Source organism: Cohnella panacarvi Gsoil 349 (assembly GCF_000515335.1).
Taxonomy (GTDB): domain Bacteria; phylum Bacillota; class Bacilli; order Paenibacillales; family Paenibacillaceae; genus Cohnella; species Cohnella panacarvi.
Genome location: NZ_KI911563.1, coordinates 2,133,668 through 2,150,097 on the forward strand (window position 1 = coordinate 2,133,668; position 16,430 = coordinate 2,150,097).

The 16,430-nt window shown below is 59.1% G+C and carries 13 protein-coding genes; 3 read left to right on the forward strand and 10 right to left on the reverse strand.

From position 1 onward, the window contains the following. Positions 1-221 precede the first annotated feature (221 nt). Positions 222-1,454 carry an S-layer homology domain-containing protein gene (locus COHPA_RS0110220; RefSeq protein ID WP_027086081.1) on the forward strand — a complete coding sequence of 411 codons (1,233 nt, stop codon included), beginning with the start codon at positions 222-224 and terminating at the stop codon, positions 1,452-1,454. 724 nt (positions 1,455-2,178) lie between these two features. Here the strand turns inward: COHPA_RS0110220 and nasC are convergent. From nasC to COHPA_RS0110265, 10 genes are all read right to left on the reverse strand, one after another. Continuing rightward, positions 2,179-4,299: an assimilatory nitrate reductase catalytic subunit NasC gene (gene nasC / locus COHPA_RS0110225; protein ID WP_027086082.1), complete on the reverse strand. Its 2,121-nt coding sequence runs from the start codon at positions 4,297-4,299 to the stop codon at positions 2,179-2,181. Beyond that, on the reverse strand, positions 4,300-6,660 hold the full coding sequence (gene nirB, locus COHPA_RS0110230; protein WP_027086083.1) for a nitrite reductase large subunit NirB: 2,361 nt from the start codon (positions 6,658-6,660) through the stop codon (positions 4,300-4,302). Between the two features lie 24 nt (positions 6,661-6,684). After that, on the reverse strand, positions 6,685-7,020 hold the full coding sequence (nirD, locus tag COHPA_RS0110235; RefSeq protein WP_027086084.1) for a nitrite reductase small subunit NirD: 336 nt from the start codon (positions 7,018-7,020) through the stop codon (positions 6,685-6,687). Between the two features lie 28 nt (positions 7,021-7,048). After that, a complete protein-coding gene (nirB, locus tag COHPA_RS0110240) occupies positions 7,049-9,478 on the reverse strand; it encodes a nitrite reductase large subunit NirB (protein ID WP_027086085.1) in 2,430 nt (809 codons plus the stop codon). A 245-nt stretch (positions 9,479-9,723) separates the two neighbouring features. Next, positions 9,724-9,933: a cold-shock protein gene (locus COHPA_RS0110245; protein ID WP_027086086.1), complete on the reverse strand. Its 210-nt coding sequence runs from the start codon at positions 9,931-9,933 to the stop codon at positions 9,724-9,726. A 126-nt stretch (positions 9,934-10,059) separates the two neighbouring features. Further along, positions 10,060-10,260, reverse strand: a complete 201-nt coding sequence (locus tag COHPA_RS0110250; protein WP_027086087.1) for a cold-shock protein — start codon at positions 10,258-10,260, stop codon at positions 10,060-10,062. Between the two features lie 164 nt (positions 10,261-10,424). Beyond that, positions 10,425-10,589 carry a hypothetical protein gene (locus COHPA_RS25560; RefSeq protein WP_156926637.1) on the reverse strand — a complete coding sequence of 55 codons (165 nt, stop codon included), beginning with the start codon at positions 10,587-10,589 and terminating at the stop codon, positions 10,425-10,427. A 191-nt stretch (positions 10,590-10,780) separates the two neighbouring features. After that, entirely contained in the window at positions 10,781-12,193 is a 1,413-nt protein-coding gene (locus tag COHPA_RS0110255) for a hypothetical protein (RefSeq protein WP_027086088.1), read from the reverse strand. 112 nt (positions 12,194-12,305) lie between these two features. Continuing rightward, complete coding sequence (locus COHPA_RS0110260; protein ID WP_027086089.1) at positions 12,306-12,584, reverse strand: MoaD/ThiS family protein; 279 nt, start codon at positions 12,582-12,584, stop codon at positions 12,306-12,308. Beyond that, positions 12,581-13,690: a WD40/YVTN/BNR-like repeat-containing protein gene (locus COHPA_RS0110265; RefSeq protein ID WP_027086090.1), complete on the reverse strand. Its 1,110-nt coding sequence runs from the start codon at positions 13,688-13,690 to the stop codon at positions 12,581-12,583. Before COHPA_RS0110265 ends, COHPA_RS0110260 begins: the two co-directional genes overlap by 4 nt. 135 nt (positions 13,691-13,825) lie before the next feature. On the opposite strand from COHPA_RS0110265, the gene COHPA_RS0110270 reads away from it, so the two are divergent. After that, a complete protein-coding gene (locus COHPA_RS0110270; protein ID WP_027086091.1) occupies positions 13,826-15,865 on the forward strand; it encodes a molybdopterin-containing oxidoreductase family protein in 2,040 nt (679 codons plus the stop codon). A gap of 38 nt (positions 15,866-15,903) precedes the next feature. Continuing rightward, on the forward strand, positions 15,904-16,359 hold the full coding sequence (locus tag COHPA_RS0110275; protein ID WP_027086092.1) for a DinB family protein: 456 nt from the start codon (positions 15,904-15,906) through the stop codon (positions 16,357-16,359). Positions 16,360-16,430 lie beyond the last annotated feature (71 nt).

Below are 16,430 nucleotides of genomic sequence, written 5' to 3' on the forward strand. Positions count from 1 at the left end.
CGATCCCCGGAAATCCGGGGGGTCGGAGCTTTTTGCTTTCGTCGCGCTTTCCCGCCTCAAACCCGCGTCCCGCAACGCTTCCGTGCCTCCAGCCCCATCTTATTGTCCGACTTAAGTCGGCGGGAATATTAGGCGTATCGCCTGTTTCCAGCCCTATCCGAAATATGGTTAGCTAAGTGGTGTTGATTGGAAACGATAGGGGCAGGAGGCATTATAATAGCATGCGGCTACGAACGGCAACTTTATGGGTAACGGCTTTGTTACTCGCAAACTCGGTACAGACTTCGGCATTCGCGCAGGCGACGATCCCCGTTTTCAAGGATATTAAGGGGCATTGGGCGGAACGAACGATTGCGGCGATGGTCGATCGAGGCATACTTGACGGGTATCCGAACGGCACCTTCAAGCCCAACGACCCGGTGAAGGTCGACCAGTTCATCAAGATGCTCGTTCTCTCGTACACGGAATTGCATCAGGACGGCGAACGAAGCTGGAGCACAAGCTTCGTGCAATCTTTGAGCGCGGAGAATCAGACGATTCTGATGCAGGATTATCGGTATTACGACTTCAAGCCGGTAACGGCGGGTTATTGGGCGAAGCCCTACATCGACGTCGCCAGCGATTTGCATTTGCTGAACAAGAGCCGGTATAGCGACTTCCAAGGCGATATGACGCGGGAGAACGTAGCGGAGATCGTATATTATACGCTGCAGGAGACGGAGTTTCTGGAGGATTCGGCCTTTAGCCAACAGACGGCCCGGTCTTACGGAGATTTGCAAAGCGCGACGGAGAGAGAGCGGAAATTCATCGCCGAGGCGCTCGTCAAGGGCATTATGCTGGGCTACCCGAACGGTAATTTCGGCGTCGGAGACAAAGTAACCCGCGCCGAAGCGCTCGCGGTATTGAATCGGCTGACCGATAAGAAGCAGCGTATCGCGGTCTCCGCGCCGACGGGAGGCTTGCAGCTATCCGTGCCGACCGCCGGCGGGGCGAGGACCGTCACGTTCCCGGACCAACGCATGCGGGACGCCTACGACGTATTGAAGGCAGCGGGAACGTTGCGCGGCGCGAACCATGATCTGCTCGATACGAAGCTTCGTCTGTTCAAGGATAAGACGGAGATGGACGAGGTGATTGCCCAGCCGGCCGGATCGGCGAAGCCGACGGAGGAGACGACGCTGTGGCTCGATCCGCAGTACGACGCGTACGGCATTACGGTTCGCCTGCGGGACGGCGCGCTCGCCCGCAATCAAGAAGCGATCGATCTGTTCTCTAACTTCCTGTTCGGCTACGATGCCTCGACGTTCCGCACGCTGTTCGCCGACACGACTTCGAAAGTCGCGGCCGGCAAGCCCGTCAGCTCCTCGCAAACTTCTATCGCCGGCGACGCGGTCCAGATCATCGTCGACTCGACGACGAAGACGGTCATCTTCTCGGTTAGCAAGAAGAAGTAATTCGCGAGGCGTCGGAGTGCCGCTTATCGGACTCGCGCTGCGGGGGCAGCGATTTAGCGACATGTAGTGCCGCTAATTGGACTCGCGCTGCGGGGTCGGCTATTTATCGGCATGTGGTGCCGCTTATCGGGCTCGCGCTGCGGGGGCGGCGTTTTAGCGGCTTGCGGTGCCGCTAACCGGGCTCGCGCTGCGGGGTCGGCGATTTAGCGGCATGCGGTGCCGCTAATTGGACTCGCGCTGCGGGGGCAGCGATTTAGCGGCATGTGGTGCCGCTAATTGGACTCGCGCTGCGGGGGCGGCGATTTAGCGGCATGTGGTGCCGCTAATTGGACTCGCGCTGCGGGGGCGGCGATTTAGCGGCATGTGGTGCCGCTAATTGGACTCGCGCTGCGGGGGCGGCGATTTAGCGGCATGCGGTGCCGCTTATCGGGCTCGCGCTGCGGGGGCAGCGATTTAGCGGCATGCGGTGCCGCTAATCGGACTCGCGCTGCGGGGGCGGCGATTTAGCGGCATGCGGTGCCGCTAACCGGGCTCGCGCTGCGGGGGCAGCGATTTAGCGGCATGCGGTGCCGCTAATCGGACTCGCGCTGCGGGGGCGGCGATTTAGCGGCATGCGGTGCCGCTAACCGGGCTCGCGCTGCGGGGGCGGCGATTTAGCGGCATGCGGTGCCGCTAAAAAGGGATAGGACGGCGATTAACGCCGACCTATCCCTTTGCCACGTATTTAGGAGAACAGCGGCGAGATCCGGACCGCGCAGGATTTAAAGCCCGGCATGCGGCAGGTAGGATCGAGGGCGGGATTCGTCACTTTGTTCACGTTCTGCGTGTCGCCCCAGTGCATCGGCACGAACACGGTGTCCTCGCGAATCCCGTTCGTGAACCGGCTGCGCAGCACGACGACGCCTCTGCGCGATGCCAGCCGAACGAGCGTTCCGTCCTTGATGCCGAGTCGCCGCGCCGTTCGCGGGTGGATCTCCACGTACGACTCGACGTCGCGCGCGGCGAGAGAATGGCTTCGCCTCGTCTGGACGCCCGTCAGATAGTGCGTCAACACCCTGCCCGTCGTCAAGCAAAGCGGGTACAGATCGTCCGTCGGCTCGTCGGGCAGGTGGTTCGCGACCGGTATTAGCTCCGCCTTCCCGCCTGGATGAGCGAAGGACGATTCGAACAGGCGGTTCGTCCCTTTATGCTCCGGATCGGGACACGGCCAGTACACGCCTTCTTCCTGGCGCAACCTCTCGTACGTAATGCCGTAATAATCGGCATGCCCGCCTTTGCTGGCGATCCGAAGCTCTTCGAAAATCTGCTCTGCGGATTCGTATGCAAACCATTGCTCTTTGCCGAAGCTCTTCGCGATGCCGCACATCACTTGCCAATCGTGCTTCGCCTCTCCGGGCGCAGGCCGACTGCCTTCTCTTAGAAGGACGCGGCCCTCGAGGTTGGTCAGCGTGCCTTCGTTCTCGATATAGGCCGTTGCCGGCAGCACCAGATCGGCCATGCGAGCCGTCTCCGATAGGAACATATCCGCGACGACAAGATAATCCAGCTTCCTAAGCCCTTCTTCCACGAAGTTCGCGTTCGGGTTCGAGACGATCGGATTGGAACTCATGACAATCAGAGCGCGAATTTCCTGCTGGTGGATTTTCTCCATCATTTCGTACGCGGACACGCCCTTGCCCGGCAAGCTATGGGGATCGACTCCCCATACGCCGGCGATATACGCGCGATCTTCGGCATTCTCGATCAGCCGGTAACCCGGCAATTGATCGGCCTTCTGCCCGTGCTCCCTGCCTCCTTGACCGTTGCCTTGGCCGGTAACGGCTCCATAACCGGAGCCGGGCTTGCCGATCTTGCCGGTCATCAGCACGAGATTAAGGAAGCCTCGCACGGCCATATAGCCGTCGGTCTGCTGCTCCACGCCCCTGGCGGTGAACACCATGCCGGAAGCCGCTTTGCCGTATGCGCTCGCCGCTTTGCGAATGTCCGCGGAAGGAACGCCGGTCAACTCCGCGATTTCTTCCAAATCCAGCTGATTGAGGTGCGCCTTCAGCTCGCCGTAACCGGTCGTTCGCTCGTTTAAGAACAGCGGATCGACCAAGCCTTCCTCGAGCACGACTTTCTGCAAACCGTTGGCAAGCGCCGCGTCCATCCCCGGCTTGACCTTCAGGTGCAGGTCCGCCATTGCCGTCGTCCCCGTCTCGCGCGGATCGATGACGATGAAAAAGGCGCCGTTCTCTTTCGCCCTCGTGAAGTAAGGCATAAGCGTCGGCTGGCACTCCGCGATGTTCGTGCCCGCCAGAATAATACACTTCGCAAGGCCGATATCCGATAACGGGTTCGTAAGCCCCCGGTCGACGCCGAACGCTTTGTTGCCCGCCGACGCGGCGGCGGACATGCAGAAGCGCCCGTTGTAGTCGATGTACTTGGTCTGCAGGGCGACGCGGGCGAACTTGCCGAGCAAATACGCGGACTCGTTCGTCAGGGAGCCGCCGCCGTAGACGCCGATCGAATCGTAGCCATATCGGCTGCGAAGCTCCGAAAACTTATGATGAATGCGGTTGTAGGCTTCATCCCATGAGATACGCACGAATTCGCCGTCGATGCGCGCCATCGGATATAGGATGCGCTCGGCCGTGAGCGCATGCTGGTATGCGTTCATGCCTTTAATGCATAGCCGGCCTTCGGATGCGGCGTTCGGTTTCGGGACTACCGTGAATATAGGCGCCTTGCCCGCGGACTTCTCTTCGATGACTTGCATCTTGCATTGCACGCTGCAGAACGGACATTGCGTGTCGAAGACCGACCTTGTCTCGTGCGATTCGGCGGAATTAAGGTTTACGCTCATCTATCTCACCTGACCTATCGCAGCTTCCGACTGCCGTTGTGTAGTGCTGCCCTCTCGAGCATCCTCGGCCCATTCCAGTTGCCGGTCCAGCAAACCTTGCCGATAAGCGCGGTTAAAGAGCTGCTCTCGCAGGTTGATCAAGCCGACGCGGTCGATCCATTCGCCCGTCGTCTCCCCGTACCAGCCGTTCTCGGCATAGGCTTGCAGGAACGCCGCCGCCATCTCGATCGCGCCGCCGTCCTCGGACTCGGTGCACAATAGCTGCGCTTGGCGCAACGTCCCTCGAGCGTTGCCGCCCACGTGCAGCTCCCAGCCGCCCGGCGCCCCGACGATGCCGAGGTCCTTGGCGAGCGTGCCCGCCCGGTGCAGCGGACTGCCTGATACGGCGACCGCGACAGGCGCGGGCGTCTGCGCGCGCTCCAGTCGGCGTTCCAACTCCGCGGCAAGGCTAACCGAGTCCTGAAGCGCAAGAGGGTCGTACGCCATGCCGTCGCAGGCGGTCACCGACACCGGATAGCCATAAGAGCGGCCGGCTACAGGCATGTTCAACGCAACTTCCACGTCGGCTACCCGTTCGCGAACGACGCCGAGCAGATCAAGCCGTCCATCGCTAAGCTTCGCGTGCGGGATGCCGTATGTCTCGATAACATCCGCGATATTGCGAAGCTGATCGGCTCCGACATATCCGCCGTACGTGCGGGGCCGCACCTTGTAGGTACCGTCCGCTAGCGCAGGCGAAGAGGAAGCAGCGGCAGCTGGACCATGCGCACATCCCAGATAATAACGAATCGCGGGGCCGCACTTCTCGCAGCCGTCCGTCGTCAGCCACCCGAGTCCGGCTCGCGCGGCTGCCGAAGACGCATATCCGCCTAACGCGATCGCCTGCCTCAACTCGTCATGAGCCAGCGACGTGCAAGCACATACCGTCTCTTTGGGCGTTTCCGCACCCGCTCCGTTCTCCAGCGTCACTTTCAGGAGCGCCGAGACGAGAGGTTTGCACCCGCCGCATGAGCTGGACGCTCTCGTGCATTCCCGAACCTGCTCGAACGTCTCGAGCCCTTCCTGCCGAATCGCCGTCACGATCATTCCCTTGGACACGCCGTTGCAGGAACAGATCGTCTCTTTGTCCGACAGCTCGCAGACGTAAGACTCATCCGCATCCGCGCCTTGCCCGCCGCCTTGCTTCGCTTCGAGAACGGACACATCGGCGCCTTGCTTAATATAGCCGAGCAGTTGATTGCCCTCCGAGCTATCGCCGTACAGTACCGCGCCGACGATTCGGTTGCCTTGGACGGTCACTTTCTTGTACGTCCGGTTGATCGTATTCATTACCTTGAGAGAAGCCGTCACTTCCGTATCGCGAATTTCCCCGGCGGAGAATACTTCGACTCCCGACACCTTCAGTTGCGAATACAATACCGAGCCTTGATACCCCTCGGTCGCCGAGCCGCAGACCGCTTTGGCTAGCACTTTACCTTGCTCGTAGAGCGGCGCGACGAGCCCGTACACCGTGCCTCTATGCTCCGCGCATTCCCCGACCGCATAGACGTTCGGAATGCTGGTCTCCATCCGATCGTTCACGACGATCGCGCGGTTGACCGCTATGCCGGAATCGATGGCCAGTTGCACGTTCGGCTTGATGCCGACGGCCATGACAACCAGATCGGCGAGCACCCTCGTTCCGTCCTTGAACTGCAGCCCTTCCGCGCGCTTGCGTCCGATCACTTTCTCCGTATGCTTTTCAAGCAGGAACCGCATTCCCTGAGACTCCAGCTCCGCCCGCAACAGCTCGGCCGCGTCGGGGTCCAACTGACGATCCATCAGATGATGGAAAATGTGGACGACGCTAACCTCCATGCCCAAATTGAGCAATCCCCGCGCCGCTTCTAATCCGAGCAACCCCCCGCCTATTACGACGGCACGCTTATGTTTGCGGGACGCTTCGAGCATCGTATTGCAATCGCTGATATCGCGGAATGCCGTAACCCCGGGCAAATCTCCTCCCGGAAGATTCAGCATGAACGGAAGCGATCCCGTTGCTAGGATGAGCCTATCGTACTTCACGGTTATGCCTTGCTCGCTTAAGACTTCTTGCTTCAACGTGTCGATCGCGATGACAGGGTCTCCGGCATGGAGCGCAATGCCGCGGTCTTTGTACCACTGCCAGTCGTTGATCGTAATGTCGGAAATCCGCGTGTCGCCTTGCAGCACCTTGGAGAGCATGATGCGATTGTAGTTCGGGTGCGGTTCCCGTCCGAATATCGTAATCTCGAACCGATCCGGCTCGAGCTTAAGGATCTCTTCGATGCATCGCACGCCGGCCATGCCGTTGCCGATGAGCACAAGCTTTAACTTCTCCATCCCTCGTCACCTCTCCCTTGCTGCTTACGAGACGAGAATATGTTCGTCATCGACATGAAGCCATATCGTTCCGGAAACCTCGTCGACTTCCACCTCGAACGTCGTCACGCAGCCTTCGTCCGGCGCTTGCACGAGACCGTCCGTCAGATTGATTTTCCAATCGTGCAGCGGGCAGAATACGTGATGATCGCACACGATTCCTTCCGAAAGCTTGCCGCCCTTATGCGGGCACCGGTTCTCCACGGCCCGGAAAGTGCCGTCCGAAAGTTTAAACAATGCGATTTCGAGCTCGCCGATCCGTATCGTGCGCGACCTGCGTTCTCCGATTTCCGAGATCGATCCGATTGCGATTCGTTTCATGCTGCTTCCCCCTCCTTCTCTCATCCGATTAGCTTTGCGCCGCGCTGACGATCGGAACGAACGTGTCGTTCAGCTTTTTCTCCGCGATAATCTCTTGCCATGGATCTTTCGTCAGCCCGAGCGTACGCTCGATTCGCGCGACGAGAGCGTGGCGATCTTCCTGCTTCTCGAGAGCCGCTTTGATCGTGTCGAGGCCGATGCGCTCCAACCACTCGGACGTGCGTTCGTTGTACTTGCCGGTCTCCCTGTAAAATTGCAAGTACGCGCCGGACCATTCCAGCACTTCTTCCTCGGTCTTCACCCGGCACAGCACGTCGGTGCCGCGCAGCTTCGTGCCGCCGTTGCCGCCGACATGCAGCTCCCAGCCGCCGTCGATCGCGATAACGCCGAAGTCTTTGATCGTCGCTTCCGCGCAGTTGCGCGGGCAGCCCGATACGGCCATCTTCACTTTCGCCGGCGTGTTCAATCGCTCGAACTTCTTCTCGAGCTGGATACCCATGCCGATCGAATCCTGCGTGCCGAAGCGGCAGAAGGTCGAGCCGACGCACGTCTTGACCGTCCGCAGCGCCTTGCCGTACGCGTAGCCCGACGGCATGTCGAGGTCGGCCCACATGGCGGGCAGATCCTCCTTCTTCACGCCGAGCAAGTCGATGCGCTGGCCGCCGGTAATCTTCACGAGAGGCACCTCGTACTTGTCGGCGATCTGGGCGATCCGAATCAAATCCTTCGGCGTCGTTACGCCGCCGTACATCCGAGGCACGACCGAATACGTGCCGTCCTTCTGAATATTGGCATGGTTGCGCTCGTTGACGAACCGGGATTCGCGCTCCTCCTCGTGCTCCTCCGGCCACACCATGCCGAGGTAATAGTTCAACGCCGGACGGCACTTCGAGCAGCCTTCCGGGTTGCTCCATTCGAGCACGTTCATGACTTCCTTCGAGGTCGTCAGACGCATGCCGCGGATCGCTTCGACGACCTCGTCGCGCCCAAGCGTCGTACAGCCGCAAATACCTTCCTTCACCGCTTTGACGCCGTCCGCGCCGACGACGCAGGTAAGCAAATCGGCGACGAGAGGCTTGCAGCCTCCGCAAGAAGCGGACGCCTTCGTGCATGCCTTGATCTCGTTCACGCTCGCGCAGCCTTTCTCTTGGATCGCTTGCACGATAGCGCCTTTGCTGACGCCGTTGCACCCGCAAATAATCTCGTCGTCGCTCATCGCCGCTACGAGCTCTACGCCGGACTTGGCCGTTCCGCCTCCCGCGCTTGCGCCAAGCAGCACTTCCTTCTCCTTGCCCGTCACGTCTTCGCCGCTGCGGATGAGCGAGAAGATGCGGGAGCCGTCGGTCGTATCCCCGAACAGCACCGCTCCGATCACTTTGCCGCCGCGAATGACGACTTTCTTGTATATGCCGTCCACTTCGTCTTGAAGGCGAACCGCGCGCGTATCCGGCGCGTCTTTGAACTCCCCTGCCGAGAACACGTTGACCCCCGAAACCTTCAACTTCGTGGAGACGACCGAGCCTTGGTAGCCTTGCCCCGTCTCGGCGCCAGCGAGCCGCTTGGCCAGCACCGCGCCTTGTTCATACAGCGGCGCAACAAGACCGTACGCAATGCCGCGATGCTCCGCGCATTCGCCGACCGCCGAGATATGCGGGACGCTCGTCTCCAGGTAATCGTTCACGACGATGCCGCGATTCACGTCAATGCCGCTGGACTTGGCCAGCGAGACGTTCGGGCGAATGCCGACCGCCATAACGACGAGATCCGTCGCGACTTCCGAGCCGTCGGTGAAGCGGACGCCGGTCACTCTCCGCCGGCCGATAATCGAATCCGTGTTTTTGGAAAGCAGGAATTTCATGCCTTGGCCTTCCAGCTCGCGCTGCAGCATGACGGAAGCCGACTGGTCAAGCTGGCGCTCCATCAGATAAGGGTGAATGTGCACGACCGAAACTTCCATGCCCAGATTGAGCAAGCCGCGCGCCGCTTCGAGACCGAGCAGGCCGCCGCCGATGACGAGCGCCTTCTTGAACTTGCGGCTCGTCTCGATCATCGTCTCGCAGTCTTTAATATCGCGGAAAGCGATGACGCCTTCCTTGTCCGCCCCGGTCAAAGGAAGCATGAAAGGCAGCGACCCCGTCGCGATAATCAGCTCGTCGTAAGGTACGCTAATGCCTCCGTCCGTGCCGACCGTCTTGCGCTCGCCGTCGATCCGGGTTACCGTCTGCCCGGTATATAAGGTAATGTCGTTCTCTTCGTACCAGGACCAGTCGTTGATGACGATGTCGCGCATGCCGGCATCGCCGGCGAGCACGGACGAGAGCAAGATCCGGTTATAGTTCGGATGCGGTTCGCTCCCGAAGATCGTAATCTCATAGCGATTCGGAGCCAGCTTCAGCAACTGTTCGATACAGCTGACGCCGGCCATTCCGTTCCCGATCAACACCAGTTTTTTCTTCATGTTAGCCACTCCCCTACTCTTATCTAACATGTAATGTTATATATATGATGTAGTTAACCGATTAATAGTGTCATTATGTCATATAATATTACGCATAACAAGTGAAGTGTTTCGTAAAACCGTTCGATTTTTTCGATGAATCTGATAAATCCTCTTTATGCGTAAAATTATATGACACAAAAAAGAAGGGCGCCTAAGACGCCCTTCCTGGTTCGGTGCTCTATATTCCATTCCTCTTATCGATGCTACCTCATCGAGCGGCTTTTGCCCGTGTTGACCAATTGCGGCAGCATCCTCATCCCGCTGACCATCGGCGTTTGACATACATGACAGGTAGGGATGGCTTCAAGGGAGAAATTATCTCTCATCCACCCGTTGCAGCCCTCGCTCTCGCACGACCATATCGCCGTCATTTCCTCCGGGATTTCCTCGAACGTCTTTTTCCGAGAATACATGGACGGACCCCTCCAATTCAAAGTCGATTTAGCATACCCAAGTTCGGATGGATTAGCCATATGCGCGAACCGAATAAAAAAGTCCTTGGCGATCGGAATCGCCAAGGACTTTTCATTAATTGCGGATTACAGCTTAACTACGTTCTCCGCTTGTGGTCCGCGGTTGCCTTGTACCACATTGAAAGAAACGCGTTGGCCTTCGTCCAACGTTTTGAAGCCATCGCCTTGGATCGCGCTGAAGTGCACGAACACGTCGTTGCCGCCTTCAACCTCGATGAAACCGAAGCCTTTGTCAGCGTTGAACCATTTCACTGTTCCTTGTTGCATGTATTTCACCTCCAAACAATAATGCCTCATGAACTTTTTTTTATTCGAACGAATAAAAAATCCACACCATGAAAGGGTATTCGGAACATAACCCATTTCATGTGTGAATTCAGGTCACGATTTCGATATGTCTTATATTATCAGGTTCGCAACCAAAAAGCAAATTAATTGCAAAAAAAGTTGAGGGAGCTTGATCCCCCGACTTCACCACCCGATCGCCGAACCGTCCCTCGCGGATTCGCCGCCCCCGTTAGAAGCCCTTGTTCCCTATCCATGACGATGCCTTGCGCCTGCCCCATGACACCATCCCAAGGCTGCACGACTCCCACCGCATGCCCCCCTGTCGCGAAGAAATTCGACGTCTCGCAAGGAGATACGGTTTTCGATTTTCAGGCTATCGCTATTATTCCCCCATGTCCTGCCGAATACCCATCACGGCAACGGCAGCGCGATCGCTTCGGCGCACATAAATCCCGCAAGAAGCACGCGATGAGCAGGCTCCTTGCGGGACCCGAAGCCGTCAGACGAGGAACATGGCGACGATCGTCGTCATGACGAGGCCGATCAGCACGGGCTTCAGATTGCGCCGCGCCAGCTCGAACGGGCTGACGCCGCAGATGGCGGCCGCCGGAATAAGCGCCCACGGAATGAGCGTGCCGCCGCCGACCCAGATCGCGGCGATCTGTCCGAGCGCCGTCAGCGTTGCCGCTCCGCCGTCGATGGCGATGGAGAACATGTTCGCGATCGGTCCGACGAGAGATATCCCGGAGAAGCCGGAACCGTCGAGCCCCGTAATCGCGCCAGTAACCGTCAACGTCGCGGCTGCAACGCCTTCGTTGACCGGCACGCTATTCGCGAACGAGACGCCGAGATCGTTCACGAGGCCGTGGGACCCTTCGGCTAGCGCGGCATCCCCGAACAGCTGGGTGAGCGCCGAGTCGCCCAGATAGAAGAACGCGGCGATCGGAATGACCGGGCCGAATACCCGGAATCCGAACTGGAATCCTTCGATCAGGTAGGACGTCGTCTCTTCCAACCCTTGATTGCGATGGGCGATCATCGTGACCGCGATCAGGATGATGACCGCCGTGCCTCCGATGAGCGCCGTCGCGTCGCCCCCCTGAAGATCTAGCGCGAACATGACGACGACGTCCGAGATGAACGACAGGACGATCAGGAGGGCGAGCGTCTTCTTCAAGACGGGAGAAAGCGCAACCGAGATCGCCGATGAAGCGCCGTTGATATCTTCCGTCCCCCGATTGCCCTTGACGAGGCCGTCCCGCCAAGCTCCGCGCTTCATATCGCGCTTCATGTGCCAGAACGCCAGCACCGTCGTCGCAACGCCCATTACGATGACCAGCGGCACGCTGGCCTCCATCACGTCCGAGACCGGCAAGCCCGCCGCGTCCGCCGTCAGCTTAGGCGCGCCTTGGATAATATAGTCTCCGGACAGAGCGATCCCATGACCGAACAGGTTCATCGCCATCGCCACGGCGAGCGCCGGCAAGCCGACCCGAGCCGCCACAGGCAGCAATACCGCCCCGATTAGGGCGACGCCGGGCGAAGGCCAGAAAAACAGCGACGTCACGAACATGATCAAGCCGATTCCCCAGAAAGCGAGCGTCGGCGTCCTCAGAAATTGCGTCAAAGGGGCGACCATCATTTCGTTAATGCCGGTAATGATCAGAACTCTGCTCATCGCGACGATAATCGAGATAATGAAGATCGTCCCCAGAAGCTCTTTGGTCGCGTAGATAAAGCTCTCGAAGATGCCCGCCACGGAGCCCTCCGGCGTCTCCGTCGCGATAAAGCCGATCGTGAATATGCCGACGACGCAAATCAACGTCGTGTCGCGGCGTTTGACGAGCAGCGCCAATATGAACACGATAAATGCCAGGTATACCCAATGTATCGCCGTCAATTGGATATCCACCTGAACCACCCTCTCACTCGTGGAAGTCATACATTGTATGCCCGCGAGCGGATAGGCGTTCGTGGAACGGCACAAGCCCTATTGGCGACATTAGGCCAATAGGGCTTGCGGGTTAACCCCCGGACACGAGCTGCACGACGTGCAGCCGATCGCCGGAGCGCAATGGAACATCCAGACTGTCGAGCCAAGCGATATTCCGATCGTTATAACAGAGCATGACGTGCTTGCGCACGCTGCCGTTCTCCGTGTATACGTGCCGCTTCAGCAACGGGTAGTCGTCGAATATCCGGTCGATCGCTTCTTGCAGCGTCTCCGCTTCGACCGTAAACCGCGCTCGTCCCGCCGTACAATCCGTCAACAGGCCCGGCACCGTCGCTTCGATAATCATCATGCCTCGCCCTCGATGATCCACGTTTTGACGCACAACACCCGAGATAACCGGCCGGGCAGTCTCTGCCACTTCACGCCGCGATCGGTCGAGCAGAACACTTCGCCGGACGTCGTGCCGAAATAGACGCCGTACGGCTCAAGGGAATCGACGTCCATCGCGTCCCGCAGCACGCTGACGTGCTGCAGCTCTTCCGGCACGACGTCCCCGATCGGCAACCATTCCGTCTCGTCGCGATGGCGGCGATAGACGAGCAAGCGGCCGTCCTTCATCGAGCGCTTCTCCGAGCTCTCGAGCGGGATGATGAACAAGTCCCCCGTCTTGGAGACGACGAACGGGAAGCCGAACGGCTCCATGCCCTCCTTCATCGTCAGCCCTTCCTCGACCGGGAACCAGTTGTCCCCGCCGTCCTTGGACATGAACACGCCGCAATGCTCTTGCATATACAAGACGTCCGGGTCATCGGGGTCTTGGGCCATCTTGTGGATGCAATAACCGATTTCGTCGTACGGCTGTCCCGTAGGTACTCGCGCCAGCCCGACGTTGCACGTGTGCCATGTCTCTCCGCCGTCCAGCGAGCGGAACACGCCGACGGAAGACATCGCCACCCAGATCCGTTCCGGACGGGTCGGGTCGACGATCACCGTATGCAAGCACAGGCCTCCCGCGCCCGGATGCCAACCCGGACGGGTCGGATGACTCGTCAGGCCGCTAAGCTCGCTCCATGTGAGCCCCTGATCCCGGCTTACGAATAGCCCCGCTTCTTCGACGCCGGCGTACAGCGTCTCCGGCTGCGAAGAGGCTCCTTGGACAAGCTGCCAAATCCGGTTCAGCGAGAATCCGCTCTCCTCCGAATATCGCGGGCCGTCTTCGATCTGCGTCCACGTCTCGCCGAAATCATAGCTGACCCGGATCGAAGCGCCGTAAGCAGCATGGGACGTGCCTGCGAACAGCGCATGCTTGCCGTTGCGGCTGTCCCCCAGCACGCTGTAAGCCTCCCAACCGTTCAAGAACGGTCCGGCCATGCTCCAATTGCGTCTTTCCTCGTTCGAAGAGTAAATGAATACGCCCTTATTCGTACCGACCAGCACTTTCACTTGTTTGCTCAATCGAATACCTCCCGGGAAAATTCCTTCCACGCTAATGATTCGCCGAAATGTAAGTGTTTTCCTGCCCGCCGGAACACTCGGAATGTTGTATACTATTGGCATGCCGCGAGCAGCTAGAGGAGCGTGAACGATCGTATGACAACAACCGAAATCCGCACGGCGCGGTCCGTATGTCCGCTGGATTGTCCGGATACGTGCAGCTTGCATGTTAACATAGAGAACGGACGCATCGTGTCCGTAGACGGCAACCCCGATCACCCCGCCACGCAAGGCGCGATTTGCAATAAAGTCCGCCATATCCCGGAACGAGTCTACCATCCCGATCGCGTGCTATACCCGTTGCGCAGAGTCGGCCCGAAAGGAACGCATTCCTTCGAGCGGATTAGCTGGGAGGAGGCATACGAGGAAATCGTATCGCGCATGCAGCGGACGATTCGCGAGCATGGCGCGGAAGCGATTCTTCCTTATAGCTTCTATGGAAATATGGGGATTCTGAGCGCCGAAGGAATGGACCGACGGTTTTTCCACCGACTCGGATCGAGCCAATTGGATCGGACGATATGCAGCGTGGCCGGTTCGACCGGCTATCGCTACACGATGGGCGGAAGCTACGGCACCGATCCCGAGGATACCGTTCATTCGAAATTCGTGCTGATCTGGGGCTGCAACCTCGTCTCCACGAACATGCACCAAGTGATGTATTTAACCGAAGCTCGCAAAAGAGGGGCGACGATCGTACACATCGATGTGCATCGGAACCGCACCTCTACATGGGCGGACGAGTTTATACCGATTGTTCCCGGCACCGATACGGCGCTGGCGATGGGACTCATGCATGTCATTATTAAAGAAGGCCTAACGGACGAGGCATTCCTTGGGGAACGTACCGTAGGGTACGAGGATTTGGTGGCTAAGGCCGAGGAATATCCGCCGGTAGTCGTCGCGGGCATCACCGGCATCCCGGCCGAGCAGATCGTGGACTTGGCTCGTCGGTATGCCGCAGGCGCACCGTCGTTCATTCGAATCGGCAACGGCCTGCAGCATCACGACAACGGCGGGATGGCGATCCGCGCCATCGCATGTCTTCCTGCGCTCATCGGTTCCTGGAACGTGCGGGGCGGCGGCGCGATCAAGGGCAACGGCGGCTACTCGGCGTTTAATGCCGAGCGCGTCGAACGACCGGACTTGCTGCCCGATCCGAGCGTGCGCACGATCAACATGAACCGGCTGGGCGAAGCGCTGACCGAGGCCGATCCCGCCGTCCGCATGATCTTCGTATACAACTGCAACCCTGCGATCGTTGCGCCGGACTTGAACCGCGTACGCCAAGGGTTCATGCGGGACGATCTGTTCACGATCGCGCACGACCTATTCCTGACCGATACTTGCTTGTACGCGGACCTCGTGCTGCCGGCGACTTCGCATTTCGAGAATTTGGACTTGTACGCCTCCTACTGGCATCTCTACGTGCAACTGCACGAGCCGATCATCGAGACGATGGGAGAGTGCAAGTCGAACTTTACGCTGTTCAAGGAACTCGGCTTGCGCATGGGCTTCGAGCCGGAAGCGTTCGACATCACCGAGGAGCGGATGATTCGCGAAGCGCTCGACAATCCGGCTAATCCGTCGCTCGAGGGGATTACGTACGAACGGCTGCAAGAGCACGGCTTCCTTAAAGTGAAGCCGGCGGGTCCCGCGGCCATGAAAGACGGGCTGCCAACGCCGTCCGGCCGGATAGAGCTATATTCGGAAGAGATGGCCCAGGCAGGCTTGCCTCCGGTGCCCGAGTACTACCCGATCCGCGAGGAGAACGGCTTGCCGTTCTTGTTCGTCCCGGGGCCGAACCATAGCTTCCTCAACTCGACGTTCGCCAACCAACCGCGCATGAAGAAGCTCGAGAAGCAGCCGCTATTGGATATGAACGGCGCCGATGCCGCCGCTCGCGGGTTGGCCGACGGCGACGCCGTGCGCGTATGGAACGAACGCGGCGAAATCCGCATTACGCTCAAAGTCGCGGACAACGTGCTTCCGGGCGTGCTCGTCTGCCAAGGCTTATGGTGGGAAAGCGGCAACGAAGGCGTGAACGCCGCCAATCTATTGACGTCGCAACGTCTCTCCGACATGGGCGGCGGGGCGACGTTCTTCTCCACCCGCGTCGACGTAGAGAAGGCGTAGGGGGTTACATTACGCACTTGGATGAGGAGGAAATCGACATGAAGACGATTAAACGCATGATGGACCACATGATCTGGGCGGACGGACGCATCTTGGACGCGCTAGAGGAAAGTAAGACTACGAACAAAGATCTTACGAAGCTGGCCCGGCACATCGCGATCGCGGAACGAGTCTGGCTGTCCCGATTACAAGGCAAGGGCAGCGCGCAATATTCGTTGTGGGAGGAAGCGGAAGACCTGACGGCGATCCGGGCGATGTTCGAGGAGAACGCCGAGCAATATCGCGAATATATCGGCGGGCTCGAAGAATCCGCCCTGGACGAGACGATCGACTACGCCAACCAGAGCGGAGTCCCGTTCCGAACGTCCGTCCGGGACATCCTGTCGCAAGTCCTTTTGCACGGACAATATCACCGGGGACAGATTAACCGCGCGCTTCGGCTCGAATCGGCAGAGCCCGTCCAAGTCGATTACATCACGTACGCGAGGCTCTAATCGGATAAGCGACACCAAGGAGCTGCCCGATACGCGCATGAGATCATGGCGTGAGGAGCAGCTCCTTTGGC